Annotated in this window: 12 protein-coding genes; 8 read left to right on the forward strand and 4 right to left on the reverse strand. The window is 65.8% G+C overall.

Annotated features, from left to right (window positions below):
* The first annotated feature begins 204 nt into the window (after nt 1-204).
* Nucleotides 205-1,569 (forward strand): DUF418 domain-containing protein, encoded by a 1,365-nt coding sequence (locus AC6I6S_RS15575; protein ID WP_497951408.1) that lies wholly within the window; start codon nt 205-207, stop codon nt 1,567-1,569.
* 254 nt (nt 1,570-1,823) lie between these two features.
* Nucleotides 1,824-4,340: a heavy metal translocating P-type ATPase gene (locus AC6I6S_RS15580; protein WP_497951410.1), complete on the forward strand. Its 2,517-nt coding sequence runs from the start codon at nt 1,824-1,826 to the stop codon at nt 4,338-4,340.
* Between the two features lie 55 nt (nt 4,341-4,395).
* Here AC6I6S_RS15580 and AC6I6S_RS15585 read toward each other — a convergent pair whose 3' ends face one another.
* The gene (locus tag AC6I6S_RS15585; protein ID WP_497951412.1) at nt 4,396-4,920 is read right to left on the reverse strand and encodes a metal-dependent hydrolase; all 525 of its coding nucleotides are present in this window, start codon (nt 4,918-4,920) and stop codon (nt 4,396-4,398) included.
* Between the two features lie 147 nt (nt 4,921-5,067).
* Here AC6I6S_RS15585 and AC6I6S_RS15590 point away from each other — a divergent pair, with 147 nt between their 5' ends.
* The 3 genes from AC6I6S_RS15590 to AC6I6S_RS15600 all read left to right on the forward strand — a co-directional run bounded on the left by AC6I6S_RS15590 (nt 5,068) and on the right by AC6I6S_RS15600 (nt 8,080).
* Nucleotides 5,068-6,951, forward strand: a complete 1,884-nt coding sequence (locus tag AC6I6S_RS15590; protein WP_497951414.1) for an L-aspartate oxidase — start codon at nt 5,068-5,070, stop codon at nt 6,949-6,951.
* Nucleotides 6,952-7,250: 299 nt separating this feature from the next.
* Nucleotides 7,251-7,412 carry a hypothetical protein gene (locus AC6I6S_RS15595; RefSeq protein ID WP_497951416.1) on the forward strand — a complete coding sequence of 54 codons (162 nt, stop codon included), beginning with the start codon at nt 7,251-7,253 and terminating at the stop codon, nt 7,410-7,412.
* 74 nt (nt 7,413-7,486) lie between these two features.
* Nucleotides 7,487-8,080, forward strand: coding sequence for a DNA-3-methyladenine glycosylase family protein (locus AC6I6S_RS15600; protein ID WP_497951418.1), 594 nt, complete (start codon nt 7,487-7,489; stop codon nt 8,078-8,080).
* 51 nt (nt 8,081-8,131) lie between these two features.
* On the opposite strand, the gene AC6I6S_RS15605 is transcribed toward AC6I6S_RS15600, so the two are convergent.
* The 3 genes from AC6I6S_RS15605 to AC6I6S_RS15615 form a co-directional block, all read right to left on the reverse strand.
* Nucleotides 8,132-9,490: an ATP-grasp domain-containing protein gene (locus tag AC6I6S_RS15605; RefSeq protein WP_497951420.1), complete on the reverse strand. Its 1,359-nt coding sequence runs from the start codon at nt 9,488-9,490 to the stop codon at nt 8,132-8,134.
* Between the two features lie 170 nt (nt 9,491-9,660).
* Nucleotides 9,661-11,130 carry a flippase gene (locus tag AC6I6S_RS15610; protein WP_497951422.1) on the reverse strand — a complete coding sequence of 490 codons (1,470 nt, stop codon included), beginning with the start codon at nt 11,128-11,130 and terminating at the stop codon, nt 9,661-9,663.
* A 263-nt stretch (nt 11,131-11,393) separates the two neighbouring features.
* Nucleotides 11,394-12,146, reverse strand: a complete 753-nt coding sequence (locus tag AC6I6S_RS15615) for a GNAT family N-acetyltransferase (RefSeq protein WP_497951424.1) — start codon at nt 12,144-12,146, stop codon at nt 11,394-11,396.
* Nucleotides 12,147-12,277: 131 nt separating this feature from the next.
* Here AC6I6S_RS15615 and AC6I6S_RS15620 point away from each other — a divergent pair, with 131 nt between their 5' ends.
* From AC6I6S_RS15620 to AC6I6S_RS15630, 3 genes are all read left to right on the forward strand, one after another.
* Entirely contained in the window at nt 12,278-13,354 is a 1,077-nt protein-coding gene (locus AC6I6S_RS15620; protein ID WP_497951426.1) for a succinylglutamate desuccinylase/aspartoacylase family protein, read from the forward strand.
* A gap of 140 nt (nt 13,355-13,494) precedes the next feature.
* Nucleotides 13,495-13,926, forward strand: coding sequence for a succinate dehydrogenase, cytochrome b556 subunit (gene sdhC / locus AC6I6S_RS15625; RefSeq protein ID WP_497951427.1), 432 nt, complete (start codon nt 13,495-13,497; stop codon nt 13,924-13,926).
* A complete protein-coding gene (locus AC6I6S_RS15630; protein WP_497951429.1) occupies nt 13,926-14,291 on the forward strand; it encodes a succinate dehydrogenase/fumarate reductase transmembrane subunit in 366 nt (121 codons plus the stop codon). The genes sdhC and AC6I6S_RS15630 overlap by 1 nt, the downstream gene beginning before the upstream one ends.
* The last annotated feature ends 1 nt before the right edge of the window (nt 14,292 follow it).

The following is a 14,292-nucleotide window of genomic DNA, read 5'->3' on the forward strand; positions in this document are numbered from 1 at the left end:
GGTGGTAGAACCGGGGTGAGTACGTTTCACAGGTGTGATGCGAGTTGGAACCGGGACGACGAGCCGTGAACTCATCGGGTCTGTGTACGTTTTGATGACGCGGGAGTGCAGATTCGACATCCTCTCGGTAGAACGGAAGCCGAATCGCACCCCTGTGAGAGTCGGACTCTCTATCTATTTCACCTCGGAACTTCGATTGCAGCTATGACCATTCGAGCCGATACGGCTAATTTGCGGTCGAGTGAGGTCGGATCCTCTTCCTCTGAGCCGTCGGCGCACTCCGTCGGAGCCCCATCGGAGAAATCGGCAGTAGCTGATGACCCCGAGGCGGAGCCGCATCCCGGTTCGAGGGGGCCGACAGATCCCGGTGACCGGATCGTCAGTCTCGATGCACTCCGCGGATTCGCACTGCTCGGCATCCTCGTTATCAACGTCTGGTATTTCGGGATGCCCCTGGCGGCGGGCGAGAATCCGCCCGCGTGGGGTGACTTTACGGGGTGGAATTACCTCGCCTGGCTCCTCAGCCACGTCTTCTTCGAGCTAAAGTTCGTCACCCTGTTCACGGTGATGTTCGGCGCGGGAATCGTTCTGTTCGCCGAGAGCAAAGCCCGCAAAGGTCAGGCAGTCTTGCGCCTGCACTACCGGCGGACCCTTCTGTTGCTCCTGGTCGGACTCGGTCACGCCTACCTGCTGTGGTACGGTGACATCCTCGTCATCTACGCGCTGTGCGCGCTGTTTGCCGTATTCGCGCGAACCTGGCGTCCGCGGACCCTCGTCGCAGTCGGACTGACCCTGTTGGTCATCCCGTCACTGCTGTTCATCTGGATGGGGACGTTCGTCCACGAACTGCCCGAAGAAGCGCTCACGGCGTGGCAGCCGAGTGAGGAGATGATTCAGGCCGAGATCGACGCCTACCAGGGCGGGTGGCTCGACCAGATGGAGCACCGAGTTCCGACGGCACTCTCGCTACACACCGCCCTGTTCGGTTTCTTCTACTTCTGGCGGACCACCGGGTTGATGCTGCTCGGAATGGCGCTGTTCAAACTCGGCGTTCTCTCTAACGAGCGCTCCGAGCGGTTCTACCGACGGCTGCTTGTCGGCGGTAGCGTCATCGGACTGGGGGTAATCCTCGCCGGCGTGTGGTACCGAAGCGCCCACGATTGGGGGTTCGTCACGTCGGTTTTCTTCGCGCCGCAGTTCAACTACTGGGGAAGTCTTCCGTTGGCCGGAGCCTACATCGCGGGGCTCATGCTCTGGTGTCGCTACCGCCCGGACGGGCTGGTTACCGGCGCGTTCGCCGCGGTAGGCCGGACGGCGTTCTCGAACTACTTGCTCCAGACGATGCTAGCGACGACTCTCTTCTACGGGCACGGCTTTGGGCTGTTCGCGACGCTCAACCGAGTCGAACTGCTCGGCATCGTGCTCCTTATCTGGACGATCCAGATACCGCTCTCGGTGTTGTGGCTCCGCTACTTTCAGTTCGGACCCGTCGAATGGGTCTGGCGGACGCTCACGTACGGGAGGCGCTACCCGATACGTAAGCACGGTGATGAATCGGTCACTCAGTAGACGCCGACACCGGTTGGCCTCGTTTGTAGACCTCAGTGAGTAATCGCTGATGGGGTCTCAAGTGACCCGAGCGGTTCGCTGTCGGAGGCCGGGTAAAACTCAGCGGCTCGGCGTATCGACAACGGATTTCGCCGGGACTGAGGTTAGCAACGACGATGCTAGTCGCTGTCTCGGAAAAATCCCCCGCCGTTCTCTCACTGTAGTTGGCGTGCGCCAAACAACCCCTATCCGATACGAGCGAGTACGTGTATCCAATGAGTGAGCCCTCCGCCGACGCGACCCGCTCGAGACGCCTCGAGCTACGGGTCCCGTCGATGGACTGTCCGTCGTGTGCCGGCAAAGTCGAGAACAGCGTCGAGCGCCTCGAGGGGATCGACGAAATCGACCCTCGCGTAACCAGCGGGACGCTCGTCGTCGAGTACGATCCCGCGGAGACGAGCGAGGCGGCGATCCGCGAGCGCGTCGAGGCCGCGGGGTACGCGGTCGAGAGCGACGGGGACGCTGAATTCTCCCTTGCGGTCCCCGAGATGGACTGTGCCTCGTGTGCGAACAAGGTCGAACACGCGCTCGAGGGCCTCGAGAGTGTGCAGTCCATCACTACCCAGCCGGCCTCGGGGCGGGTCACCGTCGCCGGCGCCGGCCTCGAAGAGCGCGCGGCCGTCGAGGCCATCGAACGGGCGGGCTACGAAGCGGCCCCGATCGATGGCCAGCGCGACGGACTCGGCGAGCAACGGGAGGTGTGGCGAACGCCTCGAGCCCTCGGAACGGCCATCGGGGGCGTTCTCGTCACCGTCGGCATGCTCCTCTCGTTCGTCGTGACGGGAGCCGACGTCGCGTTAGTCGAGGTCGCCGGCCGGACGTACGCGGTTTCCCACCTTCTCTTCATCATCGCGGTCGCCGTCGCCGGAACGCCGATCGTTCGCAACGGCTACTACTCCGCGCGCAACCGGAGCCTCGACATCGACTTCCTGATGAGTGCCGGTATCCTCGCGAGCGTGGCGGCCCACCACCCCTTCGAGGGAGCGATGCTCGCGGTGCTGTTCAGCGTCGCCGAACTCCTGGAGCGGTTCTCGATGGACCGGGCGCGGGACTCCCTGCGGGAACTAATGAGTCTCTCGCCGGAGACGGCGACCATCCGCCGTGACGACGGCAGCGAGGAGACGGTGCCCGCGACGGCAGTCGAGGTAGGCGACACCGTCGTCGTCCGACCGGGCGAGAAGATCCCGACCGACGGAGTCGTCTTCGAGGGCGAGAGCGCCGTCGATCAGTCGCCGATCACCGGGGAGAGCGTCCCCGTCGACCGCACCCCGGGCGACGAGGTGTACGCCGGAACGATCGCCGAATCGGGCTACCTCGAGGTCGAGGTGACGAGCGAGGCCGACGATTCGACGCTCGCCCGAATCGTTCGGCTGGTCGAGGACGCCGAACGCGAGAAGACGAAGCGCGAGAAGTTCGTCGACCGCTTCGCGAACGTCTACACGCCGATCGTCGTGACGATTGCGGTCGCGGTCGCCATCGTCCCGCCGCTCGCTGTCGGGGCGTCCTGGGACACCTGGTTCCTGCGAGGGCTGACCCTCCTCGTCATCGCCTGCCCCTGCGCGTTCGTCATCTCGACGCCAGTCAGCGTCGTCTCCGGCATTACGAGCGCCGCCAAGAACGGCGTGCTGATCAAGGGCGGGCGCCACCTCGAGGCCGTCGGCGATAGCGACGTGCTCGCCGTGGACAAGACGGGGACGCTAACGACCGGCGACCTCTCCGTGACCGACGTGATCCCGCTCGAGGGGGCGAGCGAGGACGACGTGCTTCGCCGAGCGGGAGCCGCCGAGCGGCGAAGCGAACACCCCATCGGGAAGGCGATCGTCGGCTACGCAGACGAGCAAGGACTCGAGCCCGACGACCCCGACGTCTCGGAGTTCGAGGCGCTGACCGGAAAGGGCGTCCGTGCAGACGTCGACGGCACGACCCACTACGTCGGCAAGCCCGACCTCTTCGACGGGCTGGCGGATCTGGGGCACGTGCACGCGACGACCGACGGCGGGATGAGCCTGGAGTCGATAGGCTACGAGGCCGAGCCCCAGTGCGGCCGCGACGCCTGCCTGGACGTGCTCAACGAGGTCGTTCCCGACCTCCAGGCCCAGGGGAAGACCGTCGTAATCGTCGGCACCGAGGACGGACCGATCGGCGTCGTCGGCGTCGCGGACCGGGTCCGTCCGGACGCGACCTGGGCCGTCTCGCGGCTGCAAGAGCAGGGCGTTCGTGTCGTGATGCTCACTGGTGACAACGAGGGCACAGCGCGGGCGATCGCCCGCGAGGTCGGGATCGAGGAGTACCACGCCGAACTGCTCCCCGAGGAGAAACTCGAGTGGATCCGCCGGTTGGAAGGCGTAGACGAGGAGGGCGAGGCGCGAAACCACGTCGCCATGGTCGGCGACGGCATCAACGACGCGCCGGCGCTCGCGACCGCCAGCGTGGGGATCGCGATGGGCGCCGCGGGGACGGACACGGCCCTCGAGACCGCCGACGTCGCGTTGATGGGCGACGATCTCACCCGACTGCCCTACCTCTACCGGCTCTCGCGGAAGGCCAACGGCGTCATCCGACAGAACATCTGGTCGAGTCTGGCCGTGAAGGCGGTGCTCGCCGCCGGTGCGCCGTTCGGGTTCGTGACGGTGATCCACGCCGTGGTGATCGGCGATATGGGAATGAGCCTCGGCGTCACCGGTAACGCGATGCGGCTGTCGGAAGTCGAACCCGAGCGTCCCGACGAGTGATTCTCTCAACCGCCTTCGGTGTGAATCTGGGGCACAGCCATGTGTGTGCCTGTTGCTACAGTAACCGCTCTCGAATCGGCTCGAGTCCCGGCCGGCCGTCTCGCCACCAGAGGACGACGCCCGCGAGGAGGATCGGTGCCTCGAGCCAGAGTGTCGTCACCTCGAGGCCGCCGACGTGGCCGAGCGTTTTGACGCCGCTGTACTCAGGCATGTGGGTAATCGGCCAGAGGAGAAACCCGAGTTCGTCGTAGTCGCCCGAGAGCAGGTGCCAGGGAATGTCGGTTGCGAGGTGAGAAAGGTAGCCGATAGCAAATGCCGTTCCGAGGAGCCGGCGATCGCGCCCGCTCGCGACCAGCCAGACGGCCGCGATCACCGGAACCGCGAACAGCAGCGAGTGGCCGATGGTTCGGCCGACGGGGGTGATCCCCGCGAAGTACAGCGGCTGGTCGAGCAGGTCGGGAAGGGCTGCCCCCGCGATCGCGGCGAGTGCCGGCGCTTCGGCGGGCGGGTCGCCGCGACGCCAGCGGCTGTACGCCGCGTAACAGAGGTAGCCGACTGCGAGGTGGACGACCGGCTGCATCCCGGCCGGCGTTACGGCGACGACTCTCGTAAGTGTCGGGGTGGCGGCGGTTGCTCGGGCCGCGCACTCGTCTCATTCGTGTCGGAGAGGTCGTTCCGACCGCGTTCGGAGAGATACCTAAATTCGTTCGGCCCCGAGTTTACACTGATGACAGAACCAACGACCGGCGACCGTCGGGTCCCAGCGGCCGTCGCGGACGGGACGGGCGTCGAGAATCGCATCGACGGCGGCGACCCGGAGGCCGCCGACGGCCTCGAGTACGAGGTCGTCACGACGCCGGTGCTTGTGATTGGGGCGGGTGCGGCGGGGGCGCGCGTCGCGATCGAACTCGCCGAATCGGGCGTCGAGCCGCTGGTGATCGGCAAGCGCGATCACGGCGACGCGCACACGACGTGGGCCGCCGGCGGCGTCAACGCGGCGCTCGGCTCGCTCGATCCCGAGGACGACTGGACGGTCCACGCGGCGGACACCCTGAACGAGGGTCACCACCTGAACGATCCGGAGGCGGTCGAGCTGGTCGCCAAACACCTGCCCGAGCGGATCCGCGAACTCGACTCCTGGGGGACGCCGTTCGACCGCACCGAGGACGGGAAGATCAACCAGCGCTACTTCGGTGCCCAGTCCTACCGCCGGACCTGTTTCGTCGGCGACCGGACCGGCGAAGCGATGCTCGAGACGCTGATCGATCGAGCCCGCACGCTCGAGGTGCCCTACCGCGAGAACGTGATGATCACGCGGCTGCTCTCGGACGGCGAGCGCGCCTTCGGCGCGCTCGGCTTCGATATGGAGACTGGTAGCGGGATCCTCTTTCGAAGCGACCACGTCGTGCTCGCAGCGGGCGGCTTTTCGGCGGTCTACGACCGTCACTCCTCGCGGGACGACGAGAACAACGGCGACGCCCAGGCGCTGGCGCTCGAGGCCGGCGCGCGGCTGCTCGACTGCGAGTTCGTCCAGTTCCACCCGACCGGGATGGTCGGCGACCGCTACGGCGAGGAGTGGGACGGTCGCCTCGTCACCGAGGCGGTTCGCGGGGAGGGTGGACGGCTCTACAACGAAGACCGCGAGCGGTTCATGGAACGCTACTCGCCCGACCAGATGGAACTCGACGCCAGAGACGTCGTCGCGCGGGCGATCGCTCGAGAGGTCCGAGAAGGGCGAGGTACCGACAACGGCGGCGTCTACCTCGACATCTCTCACCGGGATGCCGACTACGTCCGCGACCGACTGCCGTCGATGGTCGAGCGCTTCGAGTCGCTTGGCGTCGACATTACCGAAGAACCGGTGGAGATTGCGCCGACGGCTCACTACACGATGGGCGGCGTCGACATCGACTTCCGAACCGGCGAGACCGGCGTCTCCGGACTGTACGCCGTCGGGGAGTCCGTCGCGGGCGTCCACGGCGCGAACCGCCTCGGCGGCAACTCGCTGGCCGAAACCGTCGCAATCGGCAAACTCGTCGGCGAGCACGTCGCCGAGGTGGTCGCGGCTGACGGGGGCGAGCCGGACACGACCGAGGCCGCCCGCGAACTCGCCGTCACCGACGAGCAGCGGGCGTTGGCCGAGCGGGAGTTCGCGGCCCTCGGATCCCTCGCGGACGCCGACGGCGACGTGACGCCCCAGGAGCTGCTCGAGGAGCTGGGAGAGCTGCTGTGGGAACACGCTGGTATCCTCCGCGACGAGGAGAGTCTCCGGGAGGGGCTGTCGGAGCTCGCGACGCTGCGAGAGCGGACCGCAGACCTGCGAGTCGACGGCGACATCACCTCGCGGTCGTTCGAGTTCGCCGTGGATCTCTCCGTTAGTCTGACGGTCGCCGAACTGGTGCTTCGGACGGCCCTCGAGCGGACCGAATCGCGGGGCGCACACTACCGGACCGACCACGACGACGAGGAATCGGACTGGCGCGTCAATCTCGTGCTTTCGATCGAGGAGGGCGCACTCGCGATCCGCCGACGCAGCATCGACGAGCCCAGCGAGTCGGTGCAGGAGGCGCTCGAGGAGGGGTACGAACTCGACTATCACCACCTCGAGTGAGAGGACTCGCGACTCGAGTTCACGCGGCGGCGAACCCTCGGTCGTCACCCACAGTGGTTGCGTCCGTTCGCACTGTTCGATGGTGACCGCAGTCGGTTCGACCGCGCGCCGCTTTTCGACACCGCTGCAGGTCCGTGGCGCCCGTATGCCGAGCATACCGAACGTATATCGGGCCGAGACGGCCCGAGTCAAAGATTCTGTAACGGCCGGCAGACGCGCGTCTCCCGTGAACGTGGCGCACACGCTGAAGCCGATCAACCGCCGCATACCAATATCGGCGTCCGCCGTCTCGAGAGCTGATGGCCTCGAGCGACCCTCGCCACAGATCGGTTCAGGAGCGGTGGCAACCCCACGAGATGGACGGCGTCGTCGGGATCCAGATCGGCGACTTCGAGGACGACGAGTCGGACTCGAGCTGGCTCTGGTCGTCGGTGTGGTGTGACCTCGCCGCCGCCCGCTGACCGGTCCGCCCGCCGGGCTACCGCGACCGAGAGACATTAGTCCGTCTCGTCCCTGTCTCCGACAGTCTACCGCAATGATCGACGAGGCCGAACCGGTCCTTCGAGAGGACCCCGTAATGAAGCGACTGCTCGAGCGCCACGACCCCTACAGCGAACCCGACTGGACGGAGTACGAGCGGCTGTGCATCTCGATCATCAACCAGCAGCTCTCGACAGCGAGCGCGGCCGCGGTTCGGGGGCGGGTGTTCGCCGAACTCGACCGCGAGATCACGCCCGAGCGGGTGCTGGCCGCCGACGAGGAGGCGCTGCTCGAGGCCGGACTCTCCGGAATGAAACTCGAGTACCTCCAGAACGCTGCGCGAGCGTTTCGGGAGCGGGATTTCTCGCGGGAGGGGCTGGCCGACCACACCAACGAGGAGGTGATCGACGCGCTCACCGAGATCCGGGGAGTCGGCGAGTGGACCGCCCGGATGTACCTCCTGTTCGTCCTCGAGCGCCCTGACATCCTGCCGCTCGGCGATCTCGCGGTTCGGCGCAGCATCGAGGGGCTGTACGGAAACGGTACGGAGCTGACGCGGGCCGAAATGCGTGACATCGCGGAGGCGTGGCGGCCGTACCGGTCGGTCGCCACCTTGTATCTCTGGGCGGAGTACGAATCACCGGACTGAACGCAGCGGGACCGAGCAAACCCGAGGGGTTTGCGAGCTACGGCGAGAACGTTACTCGAGGATCTCTTCTTCCTCTTCGGGGCTGTCGGGAGCGTCGCGGTCGACGCGCTTGCTGACGTCGACGCGGTAGTTCCCGAGGATGTCTCGGCCGAGGATGACGGGGTAGTCCATGTGACTGCGGTCCTCGACGCTTGCGGTGACCGTGTGCTGGTTGCCGCCGACACCGACGACGACGTCAACGACCGGCCGGCTCTTGGACGTCTTGCGGCTGCCGGATTTCACGCGGGTGATCGATTTGATCGGGCCGGCGCCGATGTCGGCGGCCAGCCGGGTATCGATGCTCGTTCTGGTGGCCCCCGTGTCGGATTTGGCGTAGACCGATTTCGAGCCGCTGGTGCCCGAGAGAACGACCTCTTCGGTGTAGCCGATGTCCGCCGGCTCCTGGTCGGCTGCGACGAGGGCGGCGGCGGGCATCGCCGCGGGCTCTGAATCGTCGAGCGTCGCCGAAAGCTCCTCGACGCGGTCGTCGTCGACCTCGCCACCGGCGCGCTCGATCGCCAGTTTCGCGATATAGGGTGCAGGGCTCACGCGGGTCGCCTCGTAGAGGCCCTTGAAGCCGGCGGTGGGATTGACCTCGAGGACGAACCAGCCGTCGTCGCCTTCGACCAGATCGACGCCGGCGTAGTCGAGGCCGATGACCTCACTCGAGCGAAGCGCCATCTCGCGAGCCTCCTCGGGGAGGTCGCCGGTCGCGTCTTCGACGGCACCGCCGAGGGCGACGTTGGTGCGCCAGTCGTTGTCGGGCGCGTAGCGGTACATCGCGCCGACGACCTCGCCGTCGACGACGTAGACGCGGACGTCGCGGTGGCGCTCTCCGTCGCGGTCGATGAGTTTCTGGAGGAACGCATAGCGGTTGCCGACCTTGGCGTTGATCGGGTCGTCGGGACCGACCTTCCAGGTACCGCCGCCGTGGGTGCCGATCGCGGTCTTGTACACGGCTTCCTCACCGAACTCCTCGCGGGCAGCGTTGAGTCGGTCGCTGCTCAGCGCGAGCAGTACGTCGGGCACCCGAACGTCGTTCGACGCGAGCGCGGTCGCCGTCGAGAGCTTGTGAATCGCGGTCAGCGTCGTCGCGGGTTCGTTCAGCATCGGCACGAGACTCGAGAGGGTGTTCGCGAGCCCGAGTTCCTCACACGGCTGCTCCGTGTTCGAGAGCAGCATCCGGTTGGCGATGACGTCCACCTCGGGTTCGATCGAAACGGTCCCCTCCCGAACCCGAACGCTCGTGTTCTCGCTGCGAAGCCACTTCGCCTCGTGTCCGAGATCCTCGATCGCGTTGCAGATCGCCTTGGTTTCTTTGCTCGTGTGCAGACTGAGTACCCCCGCCCTGACAGGATTCTCGACGGTCATGCGACGAAAAACGTTTGCCCACCGGAAAAACGTTGTTAGTCGGAACTGCCATGATAGCGGTTTTCACCCGGCTCGTCGCATCTGCTCGCCGAACTGTCGATCGTAACGGATCGCCTGAGTTTCGTATCTTCGCGTGATTGTCTCCCGGGGAGATAGATTGCCGGCCCGGATCAGGCGAGCGCCGTCTTCACCTCTCGAGGGTCGAGGAGCCCGCTCACGACCGCGAGAACGCTCCAGGTAGCCGTACCAAGCGCGATGACGACGGCCAACATCGGGAGACTCGAGACCAGCGGCGTCACGAGGACGACGGCGAGCGCCATGACGAGCGTGATCCCGCAGATGAGCCCGACCGACCGACCCAGTCGCTCGAGTCGCAGGTCGAGTTCGGTGTGAACGATGTAGAGGTTCACGGCGACGTAGACGCTGTGGGTGGCGATCGTCGCGATCGCCGCCCCGACGACGCCGATGGTTGGGATAAGAACGATGTTGAGTCCGAAGTTGGCGGCAGCGGTCCCACCCTTGGCGAGGGCGCGGGCGCGCGCTCGACCCAGGTAATCGAGGCTGTCGCTCGTGAGGTTCGTGATCGCCTGGAGGACGATAAACAGACAGAGGATCTGGAGGACGGGAACGGCGCCGCCGTACTCCCCGCCGAAAACCAGTCGGACGAACGGGTCGGCGACGATTGCGAGACCGACCGCTGCGGGGACGTACAGCAACAGCGCGTGAGTCAGCGCGGTTTCGTAGATCGTCCGGGCGCGCTCGAGTTGACCCGCGGCTTTCTGCTCGCCGAAGTTCGGCGAGATGGTAAAACCGAGCGACTCGGCGGGGGCGAGCACGAAGTCCGTGATCTGCTTCGCGAGGGTGTAGAAGGCGACCGCGACGGGGTTGAGAAAGACACCGACGAGGACGATGTCGATCTGTTTGTCGACGACGTTTGCGCTCCGGGTCGCCGTGAGCGGAACGCTGTACTCGAGCAGCCGCCGCGAGAGGCCGGATTCGTACCGCGGGGCTCGCTCGTACGGACGGTAGAACTTGAGGTACAGCACCGCCACGCCGAAAACGGCGGCGATAGCGTAGCCGACGACGTAGCCGAAGAAGGCACCGAGCGCGCCGAAGCCCGCGAGGACGAACGCGACCGCGAACAGCAGGCGGGTGACGCCGCCGATCGCCTGGACGGCGGCGCTGTAGACGAGGTGGTTGAACCCCTGGAAGGCGACCTGCGTGAAACCGTTGAAGGAGTTGGCGAGGAGGTAGACGACGCCGGCGGCGAGAAACGGTGCGACCTCCGGTTCGCCGAGCGCGGTCGCGAGTTGCTCGTGGAAGGCCAGCAGGAGAAACGACACCAGCGAAATGACGATGAGCTTGTAGGCAACCGTCGACTGGATCAGGTACGGAATCTGCCCCGGATCCTTCTCACGGTACTCCGCGAAGTACCGCGCGGCCGACTTCCCGAGACCGACGTCGGCGAACAGCTGGATCACCGCCAGGATCCCGATCGCCCAGAACAGCGCACCGTAGGCGTCCGGCTCGAGCAGGTACCGCGCGAGAACGACCATCAACAGCGCGCTCGAGAGCATATAAATCCCGCGGGCGACGAGCGTGGCTTTGAATCCTCGGACGATATGATCGCGTGTGCTCATAGGAGTGAGATCGGCAGACGCCGAACCACTCGGCCGGTCGCTCTCCCGGTGGTTTGTAATGCGGTGTCTGCCGGACGCGAACGCCGACACTACAGGAACTCGAGTGTCGAAACGGTTCGGGAGCGGTGACAATCACCGTGCCCCGAATCGACTGCTGATCGCTCGAGAACGGTTACAAAACGGAGACGGGTCGGACGCCCGGTGCTGGCTCACAGGAGCCGTCCAGCGCCGATACTGGTGACGCCAGCCCCAACACCGATCGTTCAGAGGTACGAGGCGTCCCAGCGAGTTGCCTTCCGGCGATTGCCACACGAGTTACATTCGATCCGCCCCATCGAGTCCATCGCGTTGTCGAGGGTGTTGCAGTTGCCACAGAACCAGCCGTAGCGCGCCTCGCCCGAGTCGGTCTCGTAGGCGGTGTAAAACGGCGCCTTCGATCCCCTGGCGGCCTCGCCGTAGCTCACGTAGAGGGTCTCGCCGTCGGCCTCGATCTCCTCGAGCGAGCGCCACTGGTCGTCGGTCTCGAGGTCCCCGCCGAGGAAGACGTTCTCCGTGTAGGTCTTTCCGCCGACGTCGACCTCGCGGGTGCCGGCCTGTTCGAAGCCGTGGGTCGCGTAGAACTCGTTGCCGAGTTCGTTGTCCTCGAGGACGACGCCTCTCAGCTGGTCGGCCCCGAAGTCGAGCAGTTCCTCGCGGGTGCGGACGAGCAGGCGAACGCCGGTGCCGCCGCCGCGGTGGTCCGGGTCGACGTGCAGCCAGAGGATCTGACCGATGTCCTGGCTCTCGCCGATCAGTTCGCTCTGGGAGAAGCCGACGACGCCGTCGTCGGTGTCGACGACGAGGTAGAGCGCGTCCTCGGCCTCGAGGTCGTCGGTGAGGTCGTCGCCGTACCACTGCTCGACGGCGTTCTCGATCGTCTCCTCCTCGAGGAAGTCCGTGTAGGAACTCGAGAGCGATTCGCGAGCGATCGACCGGATACTGTCAACGTCCTCGGCAGTTGCCTCGCGAATTTCCATGGCGGCGGATACGACGGCCTGCTACAAAATCTCTGCCCCGGCGGGCGTGCGCCCCCGGATCTATTACCTCTTGTTGACAGGATCTCGAGCCAGGCAGCACTGTTTATACGTGTGCCGCCATAGCTGCCGGTATGAGCGACGAGGTCGCGACTTCCCCTCCTCCCGACGAACGTGACGACGTGTTTACCTACAACGGCGGTCGCGTCGACCCCGGCGAATCCGCGAACATCCGTTACGGTATCAGCGAAACCTATCTCGGCGACCCGGTCAGGATCCCAGTGACGGTTATCAACGGCGAACACCCCGGCCCGACGGTGTTTCTCTCGGCGGCCGCCCACGGCGACGAACTCAACGGAATCGAGGTCGTTCGCGAGGTCGCCCACGACTGGGACCACGCGGACCTCCACGGGACGCTGATCTGCCTGCCCGTGATGAACGTCCCCGGCTTTCTCGCCCAGGAACGGTATCTGCCGATCTACGACCGCGACCTCAACCGCTCGTTTCCCGGTCGCGAGGACAGCACGAGCGCCCGGCGCATGGCCCATCGGATCTTCACGAACTTCATCGAGCCCTGTGACATCGGCCTCGACTTCCACACCTCGACGCGCGGGCGGACCAACATGCTCCACGTCCGGGCGAACATGGAACGCCCCGAGGTCGCCCGCCTCGCGAACGCGTTCAGTTCGAACGTGATTATCGCCGGCGAGGGGCCATCGGGAACCCTCAGACGGGAGGCGACCGAAGCCGACGTACCGACGATCACGATCGAGATGGGCGAAGCCCACCGGTTCCAGCGCAACCTGATCGACCGGGCGCTCACCGGCGTCGCCAGCGTGCTCGCCGAGTTCGGTCTCCACACGGAGTCGGCGGTCCACTGGCCCGGCTGGCGAACCGTCATCGACGACGCCGACGAGAAGACCTGGCTGCGCGCCGACGTCGGCGGCATCGTCGACATGAAACACGGTCGGGGCGAGCTCGTCTACGAGGACGACGTCATCTGTACGATCACGAACCCGTTCAAGGAGGAAGACGACATCGACACCGTCGAGGCGCCCTTTACCGGCCTGCTCGTCGGCGTCCTCGAGAACCCCGTGGTCTACCCGGGTAATCCGCTGTGTCACCTCGTCGGCCTGAGCCAGGACACGCTCACGGCCCTCGAGCGCGAACTTTCGGACGCCGACGACGATTTCGTCGGCATTCCCGAGTAGGCGCGCGTCGTCTGTGTATGGCCCGCGCGGGCGACCGCCGATCACCGTGATCCGACCGCGGCCTCGGCGCGTCGGGAGACGGTCAGGGAGCGATAAAAGTAACTTCTATACCCCAGCGCCCTAACTCACCGAGTGAGAGTATGAGTCAGTCTTACAATCGCGGTCTCATCGAGGACTTCGGTCGCTGGAAGGAGTTCTCAGCCGGGATGTGGGCGTGGATCTTCCACAAGTTCACCGGGTGGATGCTGATCGGCTACCTGTTTACCCACATCGCCGTGCTGAGCAGCGCCATCGCGGCGGCCGACGGCCAGACGATGCTGCTCGCCGGCGAGCAGGTCGACGCCTACACCGGCACGATCCAGGGGCTCGAGAGCCTCTTCATCGTCCGGGTGCTCGAGGTCGGCCTCCTCGCGGTCGCCGTCTTTCACATCATGAACGGAATCCGACTGCTGATGGTCGATCTCGGAATCGGTCTCGAGGCCCAGGACAAGAGCTTCTACGCCTCGCTGATCCTGACGGGCGCGATCACCGTCGCGAGCGTGCCGACGTTCCTCCAGGGGGTGGGCTTCTAATGGCGGAGCGCTACTCCTCGTTCGCGCCGGGCGGAACCGCGTGGCTGCTCCAGCGAGTCACGGCGGCGTTTCTGATCGTGGTGCTCGCCTTCCACTTCTTCCTCCTGCACTTTGTCAACCACGCGGCGGACGTCACGTTCGCCGGGACGCAGGCCCGCATGGAGAACGTCGGTTACTTCCTGACGATGGTGCTCTTTCTGATCGCCGGGACGTTCCACGGCGTCAACGGCGTCTACAACGCCCTGGTCAACCAGGGCCTGAAAGGTACACAGAAGAAGGTCGTCCTCGCCGTGCTCGTCATTGCAGGCGGCGCGCTGATCGTCCAGGGAATCTGGGTCGCACTCGCTATGTCGGGGTGGATCTAAC

The organism is Natrononativus sp. DTA114, from assembly GCF_059736515.1.

Excerpts from the sequence above, each read along its gene's own strand:
- AC6I6S_RS15575 (WP_497951408.1), top strand. The coding sequence starts at position 205 with ATGACCATTCGAGCCGATACGGCTAATTTGCGGTCGAGTGAGGTCGGA.
- AC6I6S_RS15580 (WP_497951410.1), top strand. The coding sequence starts at position 1,824 with ATGAGTGAGCCCTCCGCCGACGCGACCCGCTCGAGACGCCTCGAGCTA.
- AC6I6S_RS15585 (WP_497951412.1), bottom strand. The coding sequence starts at position 4,920 with ATGCAGCCGGTCGTCCACCTCGCAGTCGGCTACCTCTGTTACGCGGCG.
- AC6I6S_RS15590 (WP_497951414.1), top strand. The coding sequence starts at position 5,068 with ATGACAGAACCAACGACCGGCGACCGTCGGGTCCCAGCGGCCGTCGCG.
- AC6I6S_RS15595 (WP_497951416.1), top strand. The coding sequence starts at position 7,251 with ATGGCCTCGAGCGACCCTCGCCACAGATCGGTTCAGGAGCGGTGGCAA.
- AC6I6S_RS15600 (WP_497951418.1), top strand. The coding sequence starts at position 7,487 with ATGATCGACGAGGCCGAACCGGTCCTTCGAGAGGACCCCGTAATGAAG.
- AC6I6S_RS15605 (WP_497951420.1), bottom strand. The coding sequence starts at position 9,490 with ATGACCGTCGAGAATCCTGTCAGGGCGGGGGTACTCAGTCTGCACACG.
- AC6I6S_RS15610 (WP_497951422.1), bottom strand. The coding sequence starts at position 11,130 with ATGAGCACACGCGATCATATCGTCCGAGGATTCAAAGCCACGCTCGTC.
- AC6I6S_RS15615 (WP_497951424.1), bottom strand. The coding sequence starts at position 12,146 with ATGGAAATTCGCGAGGCAACTGCCGAGGACGTTGACAGTATCCGGTCG.
- AC6I6S_RS15620 (WP_497951426.1), top strand. The coding sequence starts at position 12,278 with ATGAGCGACGAGGTCGCGACTTCCCCTCCTCCCGACGAACGTGACGAC.
- sdhC (WP_497951427.1), top strand. The coding sequence starts at position 13,495 with ATGAGTCAGTCTTACAATCGCGGTCTCATCGAGGACTTCGGTCGCTGG.
- AC6I6S_RS15630 (WP_497951429.1), top strand. The coding sequence starts at position 13,926 with ATGGCGGAGCGCTACTCCTCGTTCGCGCCGGGCGGAACCGCGTGGCTG.